22 protein-coding genes, 1 pseudogene and 1 riboswitch are annotated in these 23,822 nt (G+C 54.5%); of the genes and pseudogenes, 11 read left to right on the top strand and 12 right to left on the bottom strand.

Features of this window, described 5'->3' with window-relative positions; genetic code table 11:
* Nucleotides 1-194, bottom strand: a 194-nt coding sequence (locus ABD76_RS23670; RefSeq protein WP_197259483.1) for an IS110 family transposase, incomplete at its 3' end; no start/stop codon positions are given.
* A gap of 105 nt (nucleotides 195-299) precedes the next feature.
* Between ABD76_RS23670 and ABD76_RS23665 the strand changes: the two are divergent.
* The 5 genes and pseudogenes from ABD76_RS23665 (at nucleotide 300) to ABD76_RS30275 (ending at nucleotide 2,665) form a co-directional block, all read left to right on the top strand.
* Nucleotides 300-905: pseudogene (locus ABD76_RS23665) on the top strand (YjgB family protein).
* A gap of 182 nt (nucleotides 906-1,087) precedes the next feature.
* Nucleotides 1,088-1,741 (top strand): TVP38/TMEM64 family protein, encoded by a 654-nt coding sequence (locus ABD76_RS23660; protein WP_197259482.1) that lies wholly within the window; start codon nucleotides 1,088-1,090, stop codon nucleotides 1,739-1,741.
* A complete protein-coding gene (locus tag ABD76_RS29915) occupies nucleotides 1,738-1,932 on the top strand; it encodes an HTH domain-containing protein (RefSeq protein ID WP_338125189.1) in 195 nt (64 codons plus the stop codon). Before ABD76_RS23660 ends, ABD76_RS29915 begins: the two co-directional genes overlap by 4 nt.
* Nucleotides 1,869-2,432 (top strand): helix-turn-helix transcriptional regulator, encoded by a 564-nt coding sequence (locus ABD76_RS30280; protein WP_275100858.1) that lies wholly within the window; start codon nucleotides 1,869-1,871, stop codon nucleotides 2,430-2,432. The genes ABD76_RS29915 and ABD76_RS30280 overlap by 64 nt, the downstream gene beginning before the upstream one ends.
* Entirely contained in the window at nucleotides 2,429-2,665 is a 237-nt protein-coding gene (locus ABD76_RS30275; protein WP_338125188.1) for a WCX domain-containing protein, read from the top strand. The genes ABD76_RS30280 and ABD76_RS30275 overlap by 4 nt, the downstream gene beginning before the upstream one ends.
* A 68-nt stretch (nucleotides 2,666-2,733) precedes the next feature.
* Here ABD76_RS30275 and ABD76_RS23650 read toward each other — a convergent pair whose 3' ends face one another.
* The gene (locus ABD76_RS23650; protein WP_197259481.1) at nucleotides 2,734-2,997 is read right to left on the bottom strand and encodes a hypothetical protein; all 264 of its coding nucleotides are present in this window, start codon (nucleotides 2,995-2,997) and stop codon (nucleotides 2,734-2,736) included.
* A 382-nt stretch (nucleotides 2,998-3,379) separates the two neighbouring features.
* On the opposite strand from ABD76_RS23650, the gene ABD76_RS23645 reads away from it, so the two are divergent.
* The 3 genes from ABD76_RS23645 to ABD76_RS23635 all read left to right on the top strand — a co-directional run bounded on the left by ABD76_RS23645 (nucleotide 3,380) and on the right by ABD76_RS23635 (nucleotide 5,209).
* Nucleotides 3,380-3,820, top strand: coding sequence for an MBL fold metallo-hydrolase (locus tag ABD76_RS23645; RefSeq protein ID WP_197259480.1), 441 nt, complete (start codon nucleotides 3,380-3,382; stop codon nucleotides 3,818-3,820).
* Nucleotides 3,821-4,002: 182 nt separating this feature from the next.
* Nucleotides 4,003-4,761, top strand: a complete 759-nt coding sequence (locus tag ABD76_RS23640; protein ID WP_197259479.1) for a threonine/serine exporter family protein — start codon at nucleotides 4,003-4,005, stop codon at nucleotides 4,759-4,761.
* A gap of 16 nt (nucleotides 4,762-4,777) precedes the next feature.
* On the top strand, nucleotides 4,778-5,209 hold the full coding sequence (locus ABD76_RS23635; RefSeq protein ID WP_197259478.1) for a threonine/serine exporter family protein: 432 nt from the start codon (nucleotides 4,778-4,780) through the stop codon (nucleotides 5,207-5,209).
* A gap of 68 nt (nucleotides 5,210-5,277) precedes the next feature.
* Here the strand turns inward: ABD76_RS23635 and ABD76_RS23630 are convergent, their stop codons facing one another.
* The 5 genes from ABD76_RS23630 to qoxA all read right to left on the bottom strand — a co-directional run bounded on the left by ABD76_RS23630 (nucleotide 5,278) and on the right by qoxA (nucleotide 10,255).
* Nucleotides 5,278-6,183: an SDR family oxidoreductase gene (locus tag ABD76_RS23630; RefSeq protein ID WP_197259477.1), complete on the bottom strand. Its 906-nt coding sequence runs from the start codon at nucleotides 6,181-6,183 to the stop codon at nucleotides 5,278-5,280.
* Nucleotides 6,184-6,376: 193 nt separating this feature from the next.
* On the bottom strand, nucleotides 6,377-6,664 hold the full coding sequence (gene qoxD / locus ABD76_RS23625) for a cytochrome aa3 quinol oxidase subunit IV (protein WP_006679562.1): 288 nt from the start codon (nucleotides 6,662-6,664) through the stop codon (nucleotides 6,377-6,379).
* Between the two features lies 1 nt (nucleotide 6,665).
* Nucleotides 6,666-7,262, bottom strand: a complete 597-nt coding sequence (gene qoxC / locus ABD76_RS23620) for a cytochrome aa3 quinol oxidase subunit III (RefSeq protein ID WP_197259476.1) — start codon at nucleotides 7,260-7,262, stop codon at nucleotides 6,666-6,668.
* A complete protein-coding gene (qoxB, locus tag ABD76_RS23615; protein ID WP_197259475.1) occupies nucleotides 7,259-9,202 on the bottom strand; it encodes a cytochrome aa3 quinol oxidase subunit I in 1,944 nt (647 codons plus the stop codon). The genes qoxC and qoxB overlap by 4 nt, the downstream gene beginning before the upstream one ends.
* A 27-nt stretch (nucleotides 9,203-9,229) precedes the next feature.
* Nucleotides 9,230-10,255 carry a cytochrome aa3 quinol oxidase subunit II gene (qoxA, locus tag ABD76_RS23610; RefSeq protein ID WP_197259474.1) on the bottom strand — a complete coding sequence of 342 codons (1,026 nt, stop codon included), beginning with the start codon at nucleotides 10,253-10,255 and terminating at the stop codon, nucleotides 9,230-9,232.
* Nucleotides 10,256-10,905: 650 nt separating this feature from the next.
* Between qoxA and ABD76_RS23605 the strand changes: the two genes are divergently transcribed.
* Both ABD76_RS23605 and ABD76_RS23600 read left to right on the top strand, forming a co-directional pair.
* The gene (locus ABD76_RS23605) at nucleotides 10,906-11,997 is read left to right on the top strand and encodes an NAD(P)H-dependent flavin oxidoreductase (RefSeq protein WP_197259473.1); all 1,092 of its coding nucleotides are present in this window, start codon (nucleotides 10,906-10,908) and stop codon (nucleotides 11,995-11,997) included.
* Nucleotides 11,998-12,133: 136 nt separating this feature from the next.
* The gene (locus ABD76_RS23600; protein WP_197259472.1) at nucleotides 12,134-12,952 is read left to right on the top strand and encodes a TlyA family RNA methyltransferase; all 819 of its coding nucleotides are present in this window, start codon (nucleotides 12,134-12,136) and stop codon (nucleotides 12,950-12,952) included.
* A gap of 81 nt (nucleotides 12,953-13,033) precedes the next feature.
* Here ABD76_RS23600 and ABD76_RS23595 read toward each other — a convergent pair whose 3' ends face one another.
* The 5 genes from ABD76_RS23595 to ABD76_RS23575 form a co-directional block, all read right to left on the bottom strand.
* Complete coding sequence (locus ABD76_RS23595) at nucleotides 13,034-14,023, bottom strand: DUF3298 and DUF4163 domain-containing protein (RefSeq protein ID WP_197259471.1); 990 nt, start codon at nucleotides 14,021-14,023, stop codon at nucleotides 13,034-13,036.
* A gap of 254 nt (nucleotides 14,024-14,277) precedes the next feature.
* Nucleotides 14,278-15,207: a ribokinase gene (rbsK, locus tag ABD76_RS23590; protein ID WP_197259470.1), complete on the bottom strand. Its 930-nt coding sequence runs from the start codon at nucleotides 15,205-15,207 to the stop codon at nucleotides 14,278-14,280.
* A 63-nt stretch (nucleotides 15,208-15,270) separates the two neighbouring features.
* Complete coding sequence (gene dcuC / locus ABD76_RS23585) at nucleotides 15,271-16,632, bottom strand: C4-dicarboxylate transporter DcuC (protein WP_197259469.1); 1,362 nt, start codon at nucleotides 16,630-16,632, stop codon at nucleotides 15,271-15,273.
* Nucleotides 16,633-16,664: 32 nt separating this feature from the next.
* Nucleotides 16,665-17,591, bottom strand: coding sequence for a ribonucleoside hydrolase RihC (gene rihC / locus ABD76_RS23580; RefSeq protein ID WP_197259468.1), 927 nt, complete (start codon nucleotides 17,589-17,591; stop codon nucleotides 16,665-16,667).
* A 218-nt stretch (nucleotides 17,592-17,809) separates the two neighbouring features.
* The gene (locus ABD76_RS23575; RefSeq protein WP_197259467.1) at nucleotides 17,810-18,787 is read right to left on the bottom strand and encodes a LacI family DNA-binding transcriptional regulator; all 978 of its coding nucleotides are present in this window, start codon (nucleotides 18,785-18,787) and stop codon (nucleotides 17,810-17,812) included.
* Between the two features lie 490 nt (nucleotides 18,788-19,277).
* A riboswitch (cyclic di-GMP riboswitch) is annotated at nucleotides 19,278-19,365 on the top strand.
* Nucleotides 19,366-19,556: 191 nt separating this feature from the next.
* Between ABD76_RS23575 and ABD76_RS23570 the strand changes: the two genes are divergently transcribed.
* Entirely contained in the window at nucleotides 19,557-23,762 is a 4,206-nt protein-coding gene (locus tag ABD76_RS23570) for a MucBP domain-containing protein (protein WP_197259466.1), read from the top strand.
* Nucleotides 23,763-23,822: the final 60 nt, after the last annotated feature.

Genomic DNA, 23,822 nt, shown 5'->3' with positions numbered 1-23,822 from the left:
GATGTTGCTTCCAGCCCGATATGAACCTCGGAGCAGGCTGTCTTGACTGCGGCAGAAATGATGCGATCCCGCAAGTAAGAAGCGCCGTGCAGATTGTTGTTGGTCTTGAAGGTCTCCAGGGTGTCGCCATCCGAATTCATAAAACATGCTTCCAGTTCTTCGGAACTGACGTCAATACCGACAAAAAGCTTCAAGGGAATTCCTCCTTTCCATAAGGGATTCAGGGAACGGACTCTCCGGACTGTCTCCGGCGCACTCGCCGATCAGTCACCCTCGCCTATGAGAACACGCTTCGGTTCATGAGCTGCCCCGACGCTGCTGCTGCCGGTACCGTGTCTGAGACGCCGTCCCCTTCACCGGATGCGCCGGCGGCGGACAAACCGCCCGCATCGGCGCCTTCCGGCGACTCCGAGACTTCCGGCGTGACGAAGCCGGAGCCGGAGAAGGGCGAGCCGACTGCGGAGGAAGAGGTGGAGGAGATGATGAAGCTCGCTGCCGAAGGGCGGGTGGCGCACAGCGACTTCGCCGTCGAGCATGGCTTGATGGATGACGTGGAGAAGGAATGGGGCGAGCCGGACAAGGACGAGTTCGCGGGACATGGCATGTACGCCACCTATGAGAAGCGGCATATCATCTTCGGCTATAACAAGGGCATGCAGATTTTCGACGTCTGATCGGACGGTCCGGAAGTGCGGAAGCTGACGCTGGAGGATGTGGAGAAGGCGCTGGGCAAAGCGAAGGATGTGCGCGAGACCGGCGGCGATGCGATCTATGTATACGAGGCCAGCGCGGATTACGAGCTCAAATTCATTGTGCCCAAGCCAACCGGCAAGAACCCGAATCCGCATGTCGATCATATCTCCGTGTTCTATCCGCAAGGGGCCAAAAATCTGATGGCCGGTTGATGGGGATGGGTGGCGGCCTGGCGGCAAGCGGCTCTGTTTGCTTTATTTGAACAATTGGTGGCAGCGCGGATCGGTCATCTCCTGGCCCGATATTTATGCTATGCTAAGGCGGAGGATAAGTGCCGAAGCGAGGAGCTTGGCTCTGTCCCATCACGCTGAATAAAAGTTGGTGCATACACGATATGGAGCTATCGAATATGATGTCTTACGTGACGGAGGAGAACCTCAGGAATCTGCTGGAGCAGTTCCGGTCGTTCGGTCCGCTGCCCGGCATTTTGCTGACCTTCATGAAATCGTTCATTCCCCCGCTGCCAACGATTGTGATCGTCGGCGTCAATGCCGCCGTATACGGGCTGTGGCCCGGGTTCTTCTATTCCTGGCTCGGCATGATCGCCGGATGCATGGTCACGTTCCTCATCGTCCGTACCATCGCCGGACATCGATATTTTCAGCGCTACGCGCAGAAGCCCAAGGTGAAGAAGAGCTTGCTGTGGGTGCGGCGCAATGCGTTCAGCTATGTCTTTCTGCTCAGTATTTTTCCGGTCGGTCCGTTCGTCATTATCAATATGGCGGCCGCCATCGCCCGGATGCGCATCCGCTCTTTCTTCATTGCGGTCACGTTTGGCAAGGCGATTATGGTGTTCGCGGTCTCGTACATCGGGCATGACTTGATGAGGTTCGTTCATCATCCGATTCAGATTGTGTACGTGGTGTTGTTTCTTGCCGCCTCGCTATGGGTCAGCAAGAAGATTGAAGCGCGCTTCACCAAGGATCTCCCGCCGGAAGAAGAGCACGATCTGCCCGTGCCCGAGCGGAAGGAATCGATAGGTTCATGAGAGTCGAACGGCTGCTCTCTATGCTGCTAATCATCTCGCAGCGGGGCAAGGTGACGGGCCAGGAACTGGCCGAACACTTCGAGGTCTCTCTTCGCACTCTCTTCGCACGATCTACCGGGATATCGACATGCTGGGCGAAGCCGGGGTGCCGATCGCGGCGCTCGGCGGGCCGGGCGGAGGCTACTACCTGATGGAGAATTATCAAGTCTCCAATCTGTTCCTGAATGAAGGGGAGGCCGCGACGTTCCTGGCCGTCGCGAACAATTTGAACGTGCTGTTCGGGAAGAACCCGCATTTCAACGATATGGTGTTGAAATTCGAGCATGAGCGCAGAACTACTTCCGCGGATGCATGGAGCATCAACCTGTCTCATTTCAGCATGGAGGATGAGCTGAGGAGCAGCCTGCAGCTGATAAATCAAGCGCTGGAGCAATCAAGACTGCTTGTCTTCGATTATATGAACCGGCGCATGGACGTCGAGGAGCGGACGGTAGAGCCGGTTCAGATCGCTTTCTCTGGAGGCCACTGGAATCTTAATGGCTATTGCCGCATCCGGAACGGTTACCGCCGCTTCAAGCTGGTGCGGATCCGGCAGCTGCAGTTGGGCGGTCATTACGAGAAGCGGCCGAATACGGCGGAAGCGGTACAGCGACTGCTCGATGAGGGGTATTATCACAGCAGCATCAGGTGACGCTGCAGTTCTCTGCCCGCATCGGAGGACAACTGGCGGAGCACTTCCCGAAGCAGTCGATAACGAGAACCGAAGAGGGACATTTTCTCGTCACGGATTATTTTCCGTATGAAGAAGGTCTATTCAAGTTCATCATTGGCTTCGGCAAGGACTGTACGGTCGTCGATCCTCCCCAGGTCAGAAATGCCGTCCAACAATATATTTATGAGATGTGGTTGTCGTATCATGGCTGACATATAGTTGTCAGTCATTAAGACTGTCGACAATGGTTTTGGCGAGATAGGCCGCCTTATACACGGTGTCATTCTTCAATTCCCTGATAGGCGGTCGAATTCCATTCTGTGAGAACCAATTCCTTGTCAGACAGCCCTTGCTCGGCTAGCAGCCTCATCACCTGCGCAAGCATGTCCCGCAAACAATCCGGATTCGGAAGTGTCCCCATGAACTCCTCCACTATTTGGCGGTACCGATGCAACGGGAGCCCCAGCGGAGCGGCCAGTTCGGCGTGAAGCACCTCCTCAATATGGTCATGCGGATAGAAATGAAGCGGTATGAAGTCCGGCAAACACGGATTGCTGCGGCAGAACGCAAAAAATTCATCATTCAGCCGCGGCGAGCGGATGGTGATGATCCGCCCTGGCGCGCAGCCGCTCCGAAACGCCCTTCAAGGTCTGATTGGTTCGCAAATACATCTCCATATAATCTTCCATCGTTCCCGGCCAGAACGTCTGAAACTCCGGTCATCCACTCCACTAAACCTCCAGTATCTCCCGCCACTCTAGTCATCTGCTACACCAATACTGCAAGAATGCAGCAATTTCATTGACACGAGGATGCGAAAATACGATTACTGCAAAAATACAGCAATTACCGTGCGGCGAGGCATAAATAGCGTTCAAAATGGCGAAATAATGTAATTTGGCAGGATTTTCTCGGAATTTAGCCTATTGAGGTTAAAAATGCTGCGCCTGTGCAGCAATTTCATGCGGGGACCAGCTTGCCCTAACCTAACCTGTTCTGCCTTCCCCGGCCATGCGCATTGCAGCGCGCTTGTCACTATTAACCGGCAGTACGTTCATATCGGCGACGAGCTCATGTTCACGAACGGCAGAGAAGCGATTCTGCCATCGGTTGACAGCGGCCAGTATGTGGCGAGACATCGGGACTCGCTGGATAAGCTTAGGGAATACGGCGATTATACGCTTATCCCGAGCCATGGCCCGATCATCAGCGGCCGGGAGGCAATCGAACGCGATATTGCGAATCGTATCGCTTACTTCGAGGCGATATTGGTTAGCGAACAACCTTTGTCTTATGATGAAGCAGTGCGGAATTGTGACGGCCCGTTCCTGCATCAGGAATGGCATCACAATGTGTATCGCACCTAGGTGGCGGGTGCCTGGCAGGCTGCATTTTCCTCATCTGGACTAAACCGGGAGGCGTCGGTTACACTATAGGCAGAGTGATAGAGAAGGAGAGCGAAGGCTCTCCTTTTTGCGAATGGACATCGAGGCATGTCCCAAGCCTCTCATCAATGACAGCGCAGATGGCCAATATGGGAAGTGAAGCAATGAGCGCACAGCCGAGTGCAAGCTACGAGGTGACCCAGGTATGTCTTCTTGCGGGGAAAATTATGCTCCAATGCGGCGGCGAGACGTACCGGGTGGAGGATACGATGATGCGGATTGCGGCTGCTTACGGGTACGAGAACAGTCATAGCTTCGTGACGCCGACCGGCATCATCTTCGCCATTGACGGCTCCGCGCCGACAACCCGGCTGTTCCGCATCGGGGAGCGGTCGACCGATCTGAAGAAGGTGACGCTCGTCAACCATATTTCGCGCAGGATTAGCGGGGACGGGCTGCCGCCGTCGGAAGCGCTGCGCTTGCTGCAGCGAATCGACAAGGCCCGGCTGGCCCATCCGCTATGGCTGCAAATCGCCGCGGCGACCCTATCCAGCGGCTGCTTCGCCATTATGTTCCGGGGCGGCTGGCCCGAATTCGTGCCGGCGATGCTGGCGGGCGGCATCGGCTTCTCGCTGCTGCTGTATGTGCACGGGTTGGTGCGCATCAAGTTTTTCGCCGAGTTCCTGGCGTCGATCGCCATCGGGACGGTGTCCTATCTATGCGTCACATACGGGCTGGGGCGCGACTTGGACAAAATCATCATCGGCTCGGTCATGCCGCTCGTGCCCGGACTGCTGATTACGAATGCCGTGCGGGATCTGATGGCCGGACATCTCGTCTCCGGCATCTCGAAGGGCGCGGAAGCGTTTCTGACCGCCTTCGCGATCGGAGCCGGCATCGCATGCGTCTTGTCCCTCGGATAAGGGAAGGAGGATGGGAATGAGCTTCATCGAACAATCGGCGGTCAGCTTCTTCGCAACGGCTGCCTTCGGCATACTTTTCAATGTTCCGGGGAAAAATCTCGTGCAGTGCGGCTTCGTCGGCTTAATCGGGTGGCTCGTCTACCTCTCGTGCACGATGTATGGGATCGACGCCATTCCGGCGACCTTGATCGCTTCCTTCGTCGTGACGATGGTAAGCCATGTCTTCGCCAAAAAATACCGGACTCCGATCATTGTGTTCAATGTTTCCGGCATTATCCCGCTTGTGCCCGGGGGCATGGCCTATGACGCGATGCGGCATGCGGTCGGGAACGAATATGACATCGCCATTCAGCTTGCGGTCAAGGCGGCGATGATCTCGGGCGCGATTGCGATGGGGCTGGTGTTCTCCGAAGTTATCTATCAAGTCATGCGAAAAAAGGCGGCCTAGCCTCGGCCGGCCATCGGCTGCCCGGCTGGCCGCCGGACAGCGAACCGCCCTGCTCCTGGCGGCCAGGCTCAAGAGGTAATGAACCCGCCGCCGTTCACATGCATCGTCTCGCCGGTAACGTAGCGGGAATCGTCGCTCGCCAGGTAGATATAGGCGGGAGCGAGCTCGAACGGCTGCCCGGCCCGCTTCATCGGCGTATCCGAGCCGAAGACCGCCACCCGATCGGCGGAGAAGCTGGACGGAATGAGCGGCGTCCAGATCGGGCCCGGGGCGACCGCGTTGACGCGGATGCCCTGCTCGACCAGCGAGAGGGATAATGAGCGGGTGAAGGATACGATGGCTCCCTTCGTCGACGAATAGTCAATCAAGGTCTTCTCGCCGCGGTAAGCAGTGATCGAAGCGGTATTGATAATCGAGCTGCCCGGCTTCAGATGGGGCAGCGCCGCCTGCGTGACGAAGAAGAAGGAGAAAATATTGGTGCGGAACGTCTGCTCCAGCTGCTCCTCCGTAATATCAAGCAGGCTGTGCTGCGGATACTGCACGCCAATATTGTTGATCAGTACATCGAGCCGTCCGAAGCGGCGCAGCGTCTGCTCCACAATGTCGCAGCATGCGGCCCGGCTGCGCAGATCGGCCTTCATCGCCAGGACGTTCCCTCCCAACTGCTCGATCCGGGCACGGGTCTCTTGCGCATCGGCTTCTTCATACAGATAAGCGAATGCGACCGCCGCTCCTTCCTTGGCGCAAGCAATGGCCACGGCCCGCCCAATGCCGCTGTCCCCGCCCGTAATGAGCACGGCCCGATCCCGAAGCTTGCCGCTGCCTGCATAGTTCGGATTCTCCGCGATCGGCCGCGGACACATTACATATTCCAATCCCGGCTGCTGATTTTGATGCTGGGGCGGGAACGTAATCGGCTGCTCCTCGCACTTCGTCATTGTGCTGTAATAAGGATACATGGGGTAATCGTACATAGCGTTCGGATCCTCCCTATAGTTATTCGCCTAGACCTACCGTATTCAGGAAGGCCCGGTTCGTTCCGCCTCCGTCCCCGCTCCTTCTGCCCCGTACGACAACGGTCTTATGGCAGTCAACTGCCGCACCGCACCAAAAAAGCGGCCGCCCCGAAGTCCCTGACTTCAGAAGCAGCCGCTTGGCTGAATCGATTTATTGATAACCCCAGATCATGGTGAACAGCGTACCGAAGACGGTCACCAGACCGACGAACAGCGCGTAGACGAGGTTCGTCATGTTGGACGACTTCGTTGTCTTGTCTTCCGTAGCGTGCATGAACAAGAACAGCTGCACCGATGCCTGGATAGCTGCGCAGACGAGCAGGATGGTCATTCCCATGGCGAACGACATATCCCAGAAAATGACGGCCAGCGCGACGACAGAAAGGATGAGAGAGAAGACATATCCCATCACATGACGAATCGGGAATAGTTGTTTCATGTCACATCAATCCTTTCAAGTAGACAAAGCTGAAGATGAAGATCCAGACGACGTCAAGGAAGTGCCAGTACAGCGAGAAGATGAACGACTTGTTCGCCGTATCCAGCGTAAAGCCTTCGCGCGAAATCTGAATCATAATCCCCGCTCCCCACAGCAGGCCCAGCGTGACGTGCGCGCCGTGCGTGCCCAGCAGCACGAACAAGCTGGACAGGAAGGCGCTCGTCTGCAGCGTTGCACCTTCATGGACATAGGTCACGAATTCGAAAATCTCGACGCCGAGGAAGCCGAGGCCGAGCAGCAGGGTGATGCCGAAGAAGACGAGCGACGGCTTCTTCAGTCCGAGACGCATGCTGTGAATCGCGAGACCGCAGGTGAAGCTGCTGGTCAGAAGCAGGAACGTCTCGATCAGGACGCCCTTCAGTTCAAATATATCCGTACCCGTCGGGCCGCTGCCCGTACGGTTCCACAAGGTCAGATAGACAGCAAAGAGAGTGGAGAAGAGGACAATCTCTGCCCCCAGGAACAACCAGAATCCGAAAATACGGTTGCTGTTCTCCTCCGAGCGATATTCAAGCGGCAGCGTGTTGTCTAATTTCATGCTTGTTCACCCCGCAATCGTTGTTCCGTCTCCTGAATCGTCTTCACTGGAATGTGGTGGCCGTGATCGCGCTCGAAGGAGCGAACCGCGAGCATAATCAGCACACCCAGTCCGGCGATAATGGACGGAATCCACCAGCTAAAGACGAGGAAGAAGCCCAGGAAGAAGAAGATAACGCCCAGAATAAACGGTTGCCCGCTGTTATTCGGCATATGGATCTCTTCGATTTTGTCTTCATACAACGGCTGTTTGTCTTTTTTCCAGAACCAGAACGCGTCCAAGCTCTTCACAGTCGGGATAACGGCGAAGTTGTACTCCGGCACCGGACTGTGCGTGCTCCACTCCAGCGTGCGCGCATCCCAAGGGTCGCCGGTCTTGTCTCTCGGCGCATACCGTGCGCTCCAGTAAATGTTGTACACGAGAATCGCGAAGCCGATAGCCAGACCAAAGGCGCCGATTGTGGCGATCAGGTTCAGCGGACCGAATCCGGTCTCGGCCGAGTACGTGTACATCCGGCGCGTCATGCCGTTCAAGCCGAGGAAGAACAGCGGCAAGAACGTGATGTTGAAGCAGATCGCGATGAACCAGAAGCTGATTTTGCCCAGACGCTCGTTCAGGCGGAAGCCGAAAATTTTCGGGAACCAGTAGTACATGCCGGCAATGACCGCGAACACGGTGCCCGGAATCAGCACATAGTGGAAGTGCGCGACCAGGAACATCGTATTATGGTATTGATAGTCGGCGCTCGCCATCGCGAGCATGACGCCCGTGACGCCCCCGATCGTGAAGATCGGAATGAAGGCGAGGGCATACATCATCGGTGTCGTAAACTGTATCTTCCCTTTTTGCATCGTGAAGAGCCAGTTGAATATTTTAACCCCGGTCGGCACGGCAATCGCCATCGTCGTGACGGAGAAGAAGCCGTTGACCATGGCCCCGTGGCCCATCGTATAGAAGTGGTGCGCCCATACGACGAAGGACAGGAGCGAGATGGCAACCATGCTGAATACCATCGATTTATAGCCGTACAAGTTTTTGCGCGAGAAGGTCGAGATAATCTCGCTGTAAATCCCGAACGCAGGGAGGACGACGATATAGACCTCCGGATGGCCCCATACCCAGAACAGGTTGGCCCACAGCATATCCATGCCGCCATTGGCCATCGTGAAGAATTGCGCCCCGAACATCCGGTCGAACATCATCAGGGCGAGCGCTACCGTCAGAACCGGGAACGCGAACAGGATGATGACGCAGGTGATCAGAACCGACCACGTGAACATCGGCATGCGCATCAGCGTCATGCCAGGCGCGCGCATTTTGAGAATCGTCACGATGAAGTTGACCCCGGTCATCAAGGTACCGATACCGGCAATCTGCAGCGCGATGGAGTAGAAGTTCATGCCGACGGTCGGACTGAACTCGACGCTCGCCAGCGGGAAGTAAGCGGTCCAGCCGGCGTCCGGCGAACCCCCGATAACGAACGAAATGTTGAACAGCATCGCCCCGAAGAAGAACAGCCAGAAGCTGACCGCATTCAGGCGGGGGAATGCGACGTCGCGGGCCCCGATCTGAAGCGGTATCACGACGTTCATTAAGCCGATAATGAACGGCATCGCCATGAACAGGATCATGATGACCCCGTGTGTCGTAAAGATCTCATTATAGTGCTGCGCATCCAGGAACTTCATGTCCGGAGCCGCGAGCTGCGTACGCATCAGCAGGGCGTCGACGCCGCCGCGGAACAGCATGAGGAGCGCGGCGATGATATACATGACGCCGATGCGCTTATGATCGACGGTCGTCAGCCATTCGCGCCACAGGTAACCCCATTTTTTAAAATAGGTTAACCCGATCACGATAGCGAGCGACACGATGACGATACTGGCCATCGCGCCGTAGATCATCGGTTCTCCGGTAACGAAAAATTCGTCCCATTTCATACAGATTTGACTCCTTTCTCTGCGAATCTAGTTGCCATGCTGAGAGTGCTCCGTCTGCTCATGATCCGGCTCTGAACCGTTCATCGCACCGTGATCCATATCCGAATGATTCATATTCGCATGGTCGGTGTCCGAATGCTCCGTTCCCGTGTGGTTCGTGCCGGAGTGCTCCGAGTCTGATTCCGGAGCGGTCGCATCGTCCGATCCGTGATGATGGCCTGCATGCTCGCCTTCAGGCGCAGGCTTGAAGTCCAGATGGGTTGACGAGTAGCTTTTGCGTCCGACATGCTCCGTCGCGAGCAAGGCATCGAACTCTTCGCTCGTCAGTGCCGGAGCGGTGGTTTTCACTTCGTTCACCCATTTGTCGAAGGCTTCCGGCGACATGGCCAATGCCTCGAAATCCATGTGGGCAAAGCCCGCGCCCGAGAAGTTGGAGTTCTTGCCCATGAAGGAACCCTCATGTTCGGCCACGAGCCGCAGCTTGGTCACCATGTCGCTCATGGCGTATTTCTGCCCGCCGAGCTGGGGAATCCAGAAGCTTGTAATCGGCCCGTAGGAATAGAGCCGGAACTCGACTGGCCGGTTCGTCGGAATGTTGACGTAATTGACCGTCTCGACGCCTTCTTCCGGATAGCTGAAATGCCACTTCCAGTTCGAGGAGGAGGCATAGACGATAAGCGGCTTCTGATCCTCATAGCCCGCCGGCGTTGTCTCCACGGCATTGGTCGATCGAATCGTAACGACCGACAGAATGATGACGATAATGACCGGAATGAGAGTCCACGTAATTTCCAGCCATGTGCTTCCCTCCATATGAGGCGGCTCATAATCCGGCGCGGCCTTCGACGCCCGGTACTTGGTCAGCATGTAGATGTACAGGACGTAGACGACCAGCAGCACGCCCGCCATAATAAACATGGAGAAGATGATCGTGTCCGATTGGGTCTTGGCCACCGGACCTTTTGGATCCAGCACGAGCAGTGATGAATCACATCCGGTCAGCAGGATGATAAGAGATAGGAAAAGAAAAGATAGCGACCATCTCTTTTTCACAAAAATACCCCTTTCTATGTGTGATGAACTTCGCTGAAATATGTCGGGATAATGATTTCACAGTCTATGTTAGTAAGAAGGGAGTAGAAAAACAAAGCATATAGAAAACCATAAATGACATTAAATGGTTTGACATTGGATGTGAAAACCAAAAAAATAAACGATTAAATGTGATATGTGACAAAAATCACGCGTATTCGGCCGAAATCGGCCGTTTTGATTTTTGTACACATTTATGGGCGGAAAGGCCGAGTTTGCAATATTGTCACATTAGGAGGACGCTGGAAAGTGCGGTTTTCGCGCGGAGGGGACTCGCTTTGACTGGTAATTATTTGTGCAATAGAGCTATGACATGTTCGTGCAAAGCCTTGTTGCATCCGGTTTTTTCGGCTTCGCTCACGAAGGGGCCGCCTGCCTTGCGGACGGTTCCTCATGCGATATCGCGCTGTCATAAAATCGTAACATCCGATTAAGAAAAGGTATCTAATGGGTGAACGAATGTCTTTCCCATGAGAACAAAAATGACTCGGCTTCGGAATCGATCTTGCTAAAGCTCTCGTTTTCTGCCGAAAGGTAGGGATTGGTACTTAAAGGATGCTCGGCTTAAGAACGGCGGGCCCTAAAATGGATGGAAAGGAGCTGAGATCAAGATGAAGATGGCCACGGAGCTGTGCAAAGCATTGAATATCGCGTATCCTATCGTGCAAGCCGGCATGGCGGGCGGACCGACGACCGCGGATCTCGTGGCGAGCGTGTCCGAGGCAGGCGCCCTCGGAACGCTGGGGGCGGCCTATATGGAGCCGGACGATATCCGGGCGGCGATTCGGCTGATCCGTCAGCGGACCGCCAAGCCGTTCGCGGTCAATCTGTTCGCGGCCGATATGACGGACGATGCGAGCCGAATCGCCGAGGTGAACGATGTGCTGCGCGGCCGGCTCTCCGAGCTTGGGCTCGGAGAGCCGGCCGCGGAGCTGCATACGCCCGATCGGTTCGAGCGGCAGATGCAGGTGCTGCTTGAGGAGAATGTGCCTGTTATCAGCACCGCATTCGGCGTTCTGCCGGCCCGGTTCATGGAAGAAGTGAAGCGGCGGGGCATTCGGGTCACGACGATGGTGACGACCGTCCGCGAAGCGGTGGAAGCGGAACGGGCGGGCAGCGACGTCATCGTGGCCCAGGGCAGCGACGCCGGCGGCCATCGCGGCACGTTCGACGTCGGCCTGCACCCGGACGGAGCCAATATCGGCACGTTCTCTCTCGTGCCTCAGATCGCCGATCAGGTACGGGTCCCGGTCGTCGCGGCGGGCGGCGTGATGGACGGGCGCGGTCTGGTGGCGGCCTTGGCCTTGGGCGCGAGCGGAGTTCAGCTCGGAACGAGGTTCTTGACCGCCGCCGAATCGGGGGCCCATCCGGCCTATAAGCAAGCGCTGCTGGACAGCACGGAGGAGAGCACCGTCATTACGCGGGTGTTCTCGGGACGGCCGGCACGGGGGATCAGCAACGCGTTTGTACGGCGGTTCGATGAGAGCGGGGTAGAGCCGCTGCCATTTCCGACCCAGAACTCGGCAACGAATGAGATTCGCAAGGCCGCGGCAGCACGGAATGAAGCGGACTACATGTCGCTGTGGGCCGGCCAAGCTACGCGGCTGCTGACGGACGGCGATCCGGCTTCCCGTATCGTGATGGAGATCATGGAAGAGGCGCAGCGGCTGTTAAGCGGACTTCCGGCGCTGAATCAAGATTAAAACAGACGACGTACATAGGAAGGAGACAGCGATGTACCATCTTATAGTCGAGATATAACGCGGCTGTTCAATCCGTGTCCCTCCTCCCGGAAGAAGACTCTGATCATTCGGACTTCTATCTCGGGGAGGATTCAATATGGGACAACGGACTATGCCCTTATGGAGGGCGCTAATGGATGGCGGACATGTTCACGACCGCGCGCAGGCAGAGAGTCTGATTCTTGCGGGTAGCGTCTTCGTGAACGGGCAGGAAGCGGCTTATGCGGGTGAACCGGTAAAAGCGGATGCCCGGATTGCCGTCAAAGGGAGCGAGAGGAAATACGTCGGGAAGGGCGGCCTGAAGTTGGAGGGCGCGCTGCGGCATTTCCGGATCGACGTAACGGGGCGTATCGCGCTGGATGCCGGCGCTTCCACGGGCGGATTTACGGATTGCCTGCTTCAACATGGAGCCGCGCAAGTGTACGCGGTAGATGTTGGCTACGGCCAGTTGGCGGGACGCTTGCGGCAGGATCGCCGCGTCGTGTGCATGGAGAAAATAAATATTGGGCAATTGAAGCCAACGATGCTCCAGCCAAAGCCGTCGCTTGTGACGCTGGATTTGTCCTATTTGTCGCTGAAGCAGACAATTCCCATTGCAGGAGCTTTGTTGGAACCGGATGGGCAGATGCTCTGTCTCGTCAAGCCGCTATTCGAAACAAATGACCCTGAAATACGGCGAACCGGCGTTATTGAGTCGCCGGACGTGTATCGGGAAATATTAAGAGATCTCGTGAGAAGGGTAAGGGAGCTCGGCTACGCCCCTTCCGGCGTTACGCACAGTCCGGTCACAGGGAACCGGGGGACGCGCGAGTTCTTTCTTCATCTATTCCTTCGCGGCAACGGAGTGAAGCCGCTGGATGAGGACATCGATCAGGCGGTGAACGCCGCTCTGGCCGTCGAAAAATATCGAAAATAAAGCAGAACAGCCCAGCCCGGCCCAGTGCCGGAGTGGGCTGTTTTCTTCATTTCCAATGCTTAGAAAAAATGAGAGGCCTAGTCAGCCTTGCAGCGCCTGGACGAAGGAATCGGAGAGCTTGGACTGAATCGATGCCAACGGCAGCTTGAACGTTGGCGCGCCTGCCGCCCCGGGGGCGATCTCATAGCGCTCGAAGGTGAGCACAAGATAGCCGTTCGATACGTAGAAGCTTTGCGTATCTTTTATTTCCGTGAACGTGAAGTCGTCTTTGTTTTTCTTCAGCGCAATTTGATTTCTGACTACATTGCCGAGCAAGGCTTTATAGTCCACGTCTTCTTTGAAAAGATCGGCTAATTGTAGCGCCTTGGCATTGTCTTGGTTAATGAAAACATAGCAGTCTGTGCGGCTTTGGCCGTTGGCTTCCGCATTCGTGATTTTGAACGTATCGACGATAAGCGAGACGACATTGCCGCTCTGCACGAAGCGGAAGCCGGAGTGCAGCTCGGCTGGGTTGAACGATACTTTTTGCTTCTTCGCTTCTTGCGCGGCTTGCTTCGACGAGGCGTAGACTTCCGCCTTCTCCTTGAGTGCATGGCGCATCAAAATGTCGTTAAGCTGTTCTTCGTACTTTTTGTCTTTGAGGCCGGACAGAACCGGAACGTTCACGTTGACATGGATGAATGTATTGGCCGTTTTGATCGAGTGTTTTTCCGCCTGAGGCACAGCCGGCGCAGATATGTACATTTCGGACAGTTTGCCGAAGCCCTGCAGATCGTAGCGAATCCCGTTCTTCATCCAGTTGGCGGCATAATCGGACGGGGCCTTCTTATCCAAGACCGGTTCATTCGCTTTTCCCAATTCTTTGCTGATAAGCGGTGTCAATTGGTTGGATTGTGCCAGGGTAAGGCCAAGGCCGATATCGCTCTTCGCATATTTTGTCTTCTGGGCGGGGGTTGCAGCGGACGGATGGACTGTTTTGTCTGGTGCAGGTGCTGCGAATGCCGCGGCGCACATGTTGGCGATCATCGTGCAGGACAGTACAAAAGCGACAGTTATTCTCTTGGTGTTCATTAGGAAGTTCAATCTTTTCTCTTGATGCTGGTTTCTTAATTAAGAATAAACCTCGATGCAAGAAAAGGGATGACATTCGAATAACAAAGGGAAGGCAAAAGGATACAATCTGGTCATTGGTTAGCGCTTACGTATGACGATGTGTTTACCATTAAGGCGCGAGGGGAGGAGCGACGCGCATCGGCAAGCCGCAGCAGCGGGAGATTCATGGCTGAAAGTGAAAAAGCATGGGCGGAGTGATTCCGCCCATGCGATTATTTTTCCTGCACAGATTCCATCTCATGCGCGTAAGGAATCGAGGAAATGGCTCCCTTGCGCTGAACGACCAGCGCCGAGAAGGAGTTGGCGAATCGTACGATGTCCTGCATATGGCGGACATCCTGCCATTGAGCGAGATCGAGGCGGCTGCACAAGGCGCCGATGAACGAATCGCCGGCGGCCGTCGTATCGACCGCGGGTACCCGCTTCGCCGGCACATGCGCAGCTCCGTCCGCATGGCAGATAAGCGCCCCTTGCTCGCCCAGCGTCACGATGACGTAGCGGATGCCGTACCCGAGCAGCCGGTCCGCCGCCTGGCGAATGGCATCGTCGCTGTTCGGCTCCACTCCCGTGATGATCTGCATCTCCGATTCATTCGGCACCAGAATATCGGTAGCCCGCAGCAGCTCCTCCGGAATCACCTTGGCCGGAGCCGGATTGAGAACCGTCACTTTGCCCTGCCGTTTGGCATAGACGAACGCTTGGGTTACCGCCGGAATCGGAATTTCGAACTGGGCGATGACGATATCCGCCTGATCGATGGCCGAGTAAGCCCGCTCTATATCTTCTTCGCGGATGCTCATATTGGCGCCCGGCGTGACGATAATGGCATTTTTCCCGTCCTCTTGAATCAGGATCGTCGCTTCTCCGGAATGCACCTTCGGATCGACATCGATATGGGAGGTGTCGATTTGCTCCTCCTTCAGCACCGCCAGAAGCTGATCGCCGGCTTTATCTTCACCGACCTTGCCGATGAAGGCGACCTTCGCGCCCAAGCGTGCGGCGGATACGGCTTGGTTGCAGCCTTTGCCTCCGGCGCTGGAAGAGGTGCTGATGCCATGCACCGTCTCCCCCACCATCGGAAGTCTTGCGAGCAGATGGCTTGTATCTCTGTTCAAGCTGCCCACGACACATATATGGTTCATTTTCTAACACTCCCTCCTACCTGAAGAAGATCCCTGGCGGGATCCTCTCTTTCCCTTGTCCTCTTAGGCGAACATAATGAACGACAAGATGAGGCAAGAGACGACCCCGACCAGAATCGGCACGGATGTCCGCTTCACAATTTGTATCGGGTTGACCTTAATAATCGAAGCGACGACGATAATGACCGCCGCTACCGGCGAAATCGAGCGGATCAGATTCGAGGTCAACTGCATCGGCAGAGCGACCATGATGCTGCTCACGCCGATTTTCTCCGTAATCTCCGGAATAATATTGATGAACGAATAGAATACAGCCAGACCGCTTCCGCTGATGAAGCCGATAAGACCAGCCACACCAGAGAAGATAAGCATCAGGATGATGCCGGCGCTCTCGACATGCTTGACGGATTCAATCAGCATATCGATAATGCCGATCGCTTTCAACCCCTCGACCAGCATGCTGGCAGCGACGATAAGCGATACGACTTGCGCCAGTCCGTTTCCCATACCGGTAAAGAAGATCGAGAGCTGCTTCGACGTCTCTTTGAAGCTGCCTTTGCGAATAATCTCGATGATTAAAGCCAAGGCGAGACATATAAAGGTGATCTCGATCAGACCCAGCTTAATATTCGTGATAACCAGACCGAAGACGAGTACGAGAATGAGCGGCAAAATCGGCAGCAAGCCGTAATAGCTTGGCGGCAAGTCGGTTTTCACCTTCAGCTTCTCGTCATTAATATCCTGCTGGATGCTGCCCTGTTGGCGCTTGTCCATATACTTCTGCCAGAAGTAGTGGGCTACGGCCATAATCAGCAGAACCGGAATCGAGATTTTGGCATGATAGGAGAAAACATACTCGACCAGGCTGACGCCCAGCTTCTCTGCGGCTACGACGTTATCCGCTCCGAGCGGTGTCGGCATGATGGTGGCTGTTGTCGCAATGACGGCTCCGGCAGTCAGGGAGGACATCCCTGTATTTTTCAACACCGGATATAGCGTCGCCATGAGCAGCACAGCCAAGCTGGATGCGCTGGGAACAACAAGAGACAACAGGTTGCCCAACAGGAAAATAATCGGTACAAGGATATACTGCGATTTGATTCGGCCCAGCGGCTTCGTCATTAAATGGACGGCTACATCATTGGCTCCGATGTGCGTCATATAACTGGAGAAGCCAAAGAGCACCATAATGGTCAAGCCGACGCTTCCCAGTTGCTTAACGAAGATCAGGCCAATCTGCTTGAACGGATCAAGCAGGGCGAGCCCGGTTGTATCTTCAGGTGACAGAACTGGATGTCCGAGCAGCGCGGCAGCGATCATAAGCATGATACCTGCGGCCAGGAGCACAAACTTAGCGTCATAGTTCTTGGCGATCAAATACCCGGTTGCAACAAGAAGAACGATGCTGATGATGATCTCCAACACGTTGAACACGCTCCCTTATATAATAAGAAGGTTTATACGGTTTTGCCAAGGACTTCAATCGCCCACTCGCGGAAAGCGGGAACATCAATGTCCAGACATACGGTGGCGTTGCTTGGCTTGCCAAGGCGGTTCGTAATATCGGTGACCGTCGTGCCGGCCGTATAAGTTCCTGCCAGCTCGATGTCAACGAAGCAGTCCTGCGTCTTGAACAGTCCTGGATTGACCAGATAGGCGATAGCGCACAGGTCATGCATTTTCAAGCCGCGGCTCTTCAGGCTGCCGCCCCGGTAATGCTGGAACAAGGAGTAGAGCATGAAGCCCGTCTTGTTCATTTCCTTTATCTTCTCCACAATCTCGGTCGTCAATGTAGCCTGGCTGGTCACGTCAAGGCCGACCATCACGAGCGGCAGACCGGCATTGAATACGATGCTGGCGGCTTCCGGATCGGCATAAATGTTGTATTCGGCATTCGGCGTATGGTTGCCGCGGGAAGCGGAACCGCCCATCAGCACGATTCGCTCAATCTTCTCCTTGCATTCCGGGAACAGCGTCAGCAGCAGCGCCACGTTCGTAAGCGGCCCGATCGGAACGATCGTAATCGGTTCCGGGCTGTTCATAATGGTATCGCGCATCTGCAATACGGCATGATCGAGCGGAGTCTGCTTCGGTTCGTCGAAATCATAGCCGTCCATGCCGGATTCCCCGTGAATATGGCTGGAGTCTTCGGCCGGGCGCACGAGAGGCTTGCCCGCGCCCTGAGCGACAGGCACTTCTTTGCCGAAGAACTCGAGCAGCTTCAAGGCGTTATTGGTCGTCTTGTCGAGGCCGACATTGCCTGCAACGGTCGTAATCAGCCGGACATCGATACGCTCATGGAACAGGGCGGCCGCAATGGCGACGGCGTCATCAATTCCAGGGTCCGTATCCAAAATGATTGGAATTTTTCTCACAGTTTCCATGTTTAAGCACTCCTTTTGAATGTAATGGGTTGAAAGTAGCCTATGAAAACAAATCAAATTGTATGTGTAACCGGTTACACATCCGTCAAAGAAATTCTTCATCCCAAGCGGTCGGATGGGTATGAAGAAAATCAGACCAGAGAGCACGCTGTTTTTTCTAAAGAATAGCATTCCCCCGAAAATGAAGTTCTATGAAAGCGGAGTTCAGGCCGATCCGACTATCGCGTCGTCCCTCGCCGAATCAGCTCTACGGGAAGCTTGTAATGCATCGTGTCCAGCGGCTTTCTTTCGATCATTTTAATCAGCATTCGGGCTGCCAGCAGCCCCATTTCATAGATGGATTGCGCGACTGTCGTCAATTCCGGGTAGACCATCTCGCCCAGCGAGATGCCGTCGAAGCCGACAATCTGCATCCGGTCGGGAACAGGAATGTCCCGTTTCTGAACGGCCCTCAGCGCTCCCATAGCCATAATATCGTTGCCGGCGAAGATTCCGTCGATATCGGGGTGACGATCCAGCAAGCGATTGGCCGCTTCCGTCGCCTGATTCAGGTTGAAGTTGCCTTCGACGATGAGATCCGGGGAGAACCATGCGGCTTCCTGCACCACGTCCAAATATCCCTGGCATCGTTCATCCGCTATGGATAGCTGCTGCGGTCCCCGAATATGGGCGATTTTGCTGCAGCCGCGATCAAGGAGATATTGCACGCCTTGCCGCGCGCCCTCGCGGTTGTCGGAGGCGACCGTCGGTATGGTGTCCGAAATCGTCCGGTCCAACGTGACCACCGGAACATCCAGCTGCCGGACTTCTTCCGCCGACAGTGTATTCGATGCGAGGATGAAGCCATCGATGTATTTCTGCTTCAACGCATGAATATACTGCTTCTCATTGGCCGGGGTGTCGTCGGAGTTGCATAAAATGGTTGCGTATCCGTACAACTGGGTTACCTTCTCCACGGCACGGGCCAGTTCATTGAAGAACGGGTTCGTGATGTCGGGGACGAGAAGCGCCAGCATTTTCGCCGATTTTTTGGTCAAGCTTCGGGCGACGTCATTCGGAATATAGTCGAGTTCCCGAATCGCGTCCATCACTTTCTTCTCAGTGTCCTCGTGGACATACCCTTTTTGATTCAGGACCCTAGAGACGGTTGCGACCGATACGCCCGCCAATTTTGACACATCTTTGATCGTGGCCATGACGGAGTATCCTCCCTTTCTATGTGTAACCGGTTACACATCCGTTACATCACTTATCATATGTCCTGCTTATCCATTTGTCAACGATCCAAGATCTGCAAATATTCTGTAATTTTGTCGTCTCTTCTGGTCGGGGTGCGAGTAACTTCTCTTATATTATGACCCGTTTCGGCATGAAGCGATGGAAAATGAGCTGCAATTTAATTCCTTTTAGCTCCTCGTTTATCCATTTATTTGCGGACGAGTCGAACTATGAGATATTAGGTCGATGTACCCATAATTATGAAAATAAGGGGCGATAATTTTTCAAAGAAATGAATATTTTATCCCATTCGAAGGTCAAGGAAAATCCCCTAACCAGGGGATTTTTCGGGGATGGGGCGCCATTGGAAACGCATCGAAACATTTTCAAAAAAGTGATTGACAAATAGGAGTCTGTCACATATATTGAGCATTGAATAGTGCTTTAGCTGGGTATGATTGGATGCAAAACTACATAGGGCACACTAATCGAAAGATTAGGCCGCAAAGCTTAGGAATCTAAAGGCCCCCAGGCCCATGATCGTCCGGCTGCATTTAACAATCGTTAAATTGCAGCCGGATTTTTTATTTTTCATAGGGCGGTTCTCCGCGGTATTTTTGGCCCGCAGAACGATATAAATAAGACGTGAGGAGGCAATTTTTACTCTGCAAAGGAGGACTCAGATGAAAAAATGAGGAGGAAACTATGAAACGCCGATTCAGACTAGTAGTCACATGGTTGTGTATGTTGAGTGTCGCATTTGGGACGATTCCGGGCACGCTCGGCGCCCAGGCGGCGAGTTCCGGGGAGCTTGAGTGGCCGAATCCGGGAGCGGTGAAGCTCACGAAGGAAGCCAATCCGGTCGAAGGCAAGCTGGATGAATGGGATATTACACTGACAGTCGAAGGCAAGAATCTGAAATCGGGCTCCTCCGATATCGTGCTCGTAATCGACAAGTCGGGGAGCATGACCCAAAAACCGAACCAGAATCGATTGCCGAAAGCCAAGGATGCAGCCAAGAAATTCGTTGACAATCTCTTGATTGAAGACTCGGACACGAGAATTGCAGTCGTAACCTTCAATAGGACTTCTGAGCAGGTATCTGATTTCAAAGGCCTTGACCAGAAGACACAATTGAAGCATGCCATTGATAATATACAGGCGACCGGGGGAACGAATATTCAGGCCGGATTGCACGAAGCTCAGGAGCTTTTAAAGACAAGCCGGGCCAACAACAAAGTGATCGTTCTGCTGAGTGACGGGGAACCTACGTATAGTTACAAGGCATCCACTGCAGTAAAAGGCTCATGGGGAAATAATAGCCATCAGTTTATCCTTTCTGATTTTAACTACAAAAACATTATCGGGTCGGGCTCCAGTTATAGCCTAGGATCTAGCTGGTATGGTTTGGGCAAGGAAACTTGTGGTTGGTGGAACTGCAGCTATGAGTTTGAAATTAAAGACAATGGCATCGGCACGATTTCCGAAGCCAAGCTGGCCCACGATGCAGGAATCGGCATTTATTCGATTGGGTTGGATGTCGGCAGCAATAGCAATGCCACCAATACGCTGAAGGATGTAGCGAACAAAGGTTATTATTCGGGCAGCAGCGACAGCCTGGAGCGAATCTTCTCCGAGCTGGCCAGCAAAATTGCCTTTGCCGCAGAGAATGCGGTAGTCACTGACCCGATGGGAGACATGTTCGACCTGAAGTTGAAGGGAAGCTCCTTCAGCCCGGACGACTACAAGGCCTCTCAAGGGGAGGTAACCTGGAACCCGCAAACCGAAACGTTTACCTGGAACATCGGCAATGTCACGGAAGGCAATCCGGCGACGCTTACTTACCGCGTTAAAATGGATCATTCCAAAAACCCGGATCCGAAACAATTGTACCCGACCAACGGGCATACGCCGATGAATTACACCGATGCCAAAGGTGACCGTACATCGAAGGACTTCGAAGTGCCGAGAGTGGGCTTGGGCAAAGGTTCGATTCTCGTCAAGGCGTATAAGGTCAATGCCAACGGCAAGCCGGTCAATTCCGACGGTCAAGAAGTCGAGCGTCCGGATTTGGCCCAAGAGCTGTACAGCCGTTACCACGAGGAGGATGGAAGCGACGCGCTTGAGGTTGGCAAATCCTATACCGTACCTGCGCCAACAGTGCCAGGTTACACGTTGAGAGTTGGCGACAATCCAACGAAAGTTGATTTAACGGTAAGCAAGCCTTCGCCAATTATTTGGTTCGGTTACAACGATGTCCCTAACAAGCTTACGATTGTTCACCAATCGGGAGACAAGGTGCTGGAGCGCAGCGATGCGGACAAAAAGCCGGGCGAATCCATTGATGTCAGCAGCAAGAATTTCGCCGGATATGAGTTCGCCAGTGCCGAGGTTAGCGAGGGCAGCGGACTGAACGTGGACCAAGGCCATGTAACGGGCGTGATGCCTGCCAAGGATGTAACGATAACTTTTCATTACACAGCACAGGATCAGAGCGTAAAAGTCCGTTACGTAGACCGAGCGACGGGCAAGGATCTGTTGGACCCAAGCGTGAAGACAGGAAAGACCGGGGAAGAGCTTACGCTGAAAGCTGAAGAAATTGCGGGCTATGAAGCAGAAGAGCCGAAATCAGTGAATTATGTGCTGAAGGCTGGCGAAAATCCGGATCATGTCTTCTACTACAATGGAACAGAGCAAAGCGTAAAGGTTCGCTACGTGGACCGGGCAACGGGCAAGGAACTGCTGGACTCAAGCGTGAAGACAGGGAAGACCGGGGAAGAGCTTACGCTGAAAGCTGAAGAAATTGCGGGCTATGAGGCGGAAGAGCCAAAATCAGTGAATTATGTGCTGAAGGCCGGCGAAAATCCGGATTACATCTTCTACTACAAGGCCCAGAAGCAGACCGTAACCGTGAAGTACCTGGAAAAAGGTACGGATAAAGTACTGGCTGACGAAACGACGAAAGAAGGCGTGACGGGTCAGACGGTAACGCTGGAAGCGAAGCCGATTCCGGGTTACACAGCGGAGAACGAGACGTATGAGTACACGTTCAAAGCAGGAACGAACGAGTACATCTTCTACTACGTCGGAAGCAGTCAGACGCTAACAGTAAAGTACCTGGAAAAAGGTACGGATAAAGTGCTGGCTGACGAAACGACGAAAGAAGGCGTAACCGGGCAGACCATCGAGCTGACGGCGGAAGAAGTGGCGGGCTACAAGCCGTTGAACGCCACGCACAAGTACACGTTCTCGGCGGAAGCTGACCAAGTGTATACGTTCTACTACACCAAAGATGATCCGACAGGCGAAGAGCGCACCGTAATCGTGCATTACGTCGATCGGGCGACGGAACAATCGCTGAAGGAGTCCACTTCGCATATTGGGCAAGTGGGGTCGGCGCTTACGCTGAAGGCGGAAGACATTACGGTGACGGATGCGGTCTACAAGCCGGAACGATATAGCGTCGAGTACACAGTTACAGCAGATACCGAGCAGGAGTACACCTTCTACTACAACAAAGTTAATGAAGGCGAGACGTACACGGTAACGGTTCACTACGTGGATCAAGAATCGAATCTGGCTCTCCAAGCTCCGTCCACTCATTCCGGCAAGGCCGGGGAAGTGCTGTGGCTGAGAGCGGATCAGATTACCGTTACAGACGCCGTATACACGCCGCTGAAATTCAATGAGCTTTATACGATTACGACGGCTCCTGATCAGCAGTATACGTTCTACTATGTGAAGGGCGAGCATGGCGATATCCAGCTTCTGACGGTTAACCATCTGGAAGCCGAGACGAACCATGTGCTGAAAGACTCCGAGCGAGTCAAAGGAAGAGCGGGCGAGCAAATCCTGTACCGGACGTCTCCGATTACGGTAACGGGCGCCGTCTATCACCCTGAGCTTCCAAGTTACTCGTATACATTCACTGCTGAACCGGAGCAGATGTTGAATATTTTCTACAAAAAAGACCCATCCCAGACGGACCGACAGGTGACCGTGAAGTATCTGGAGCAGGGAACGGGCAAACAGCTGGCAGCGCCGACGACGAAGAGCGGCAAGCCGGGAGAACAAGTGACGTTGACGGCGGTCTCGGTATCCGGCTATACGCCGGTGAAGTCCAGCGACACGTACACGTTCACCGATGCGGAAGGACAGGAATACATTTTCTATTACACGAAAAATTCGTCCAATCCGGATCCGGGCTCCGGCGGCAGTTCGGGAGGAAGCACCACGACAATAACGCCGTCGCCGAAGCCGCTGCCTCCGGTGCCGCCATTGCCGCCGGTACCGCCGAAGCTGGATATGGAGAATCACTACAACTACATCAACGGCTACCCGGATGGCACGGTGAAGCCGGAGAATCTGATTAGCCGGGAAGAGGTCGCCGCCATCTTCTATCGTCTGATGGAGAATGAGAGCCGCGTGAACTATCTGACCGACCAGAATTCGTTCTCGGATGTAGCGAAGAAGCGTTGGTCGAACAAACATATCTCGACGATGGAGCGGGCCGGAATCATCACCGGATATCAGGATGGCACCTTCAAGCCGGGCCAATCGATTACGCGGGCGGAATTCGCAGCGATCGCGTCCCGATTCGACAAGCTCAATGATCAAGCGAACGGCATGTTCTCGGATATTTCCGGACATTGGGCGGAGAAATATATCGTATCGGCGGCGAACAAAGGCTGGATTAAAGGTTATCCGGACGGCACCTTCAAGCCGAATCAGTACATTACGCGGGCGGAAGCGATGGCTTTCATCAACAGTGTGCTTAACCGGAAGGTGAAGGCAGCCGATATCCATGACGATGCGAAGCAGTGGCCGGACAACAAGCCGGGCAAATGGTACTATACGGACGTGTTGGAGGCGACGAACCACCACGAGTACAGCCGTACCGAGGACGGTTATGAGACGTGGGATTCCATCCAACCGGATCGGGTATACCCATAAGGCAGGCTCGCCTGCATGAACAAGAAGCTCCTTCCGAGGCATCTGCCCGGAAGGAGCTTC

Origin of the sequence: Paenibacillus dendritiformis (assembly GCF_015845845.1) — a bacterium.
GTDB classification, from domain to species: Bacteria; Bacillota; Bacilli; order Paenibacillales; family Paenibacillaceae; genus Paenibacillus_B; species Paenibacillus_B dendritiformis_C.
Note: the sequence above shows the minus strand (reverse complement) of the source record. Positions and strands in the feature narration are given on the sequence as shown.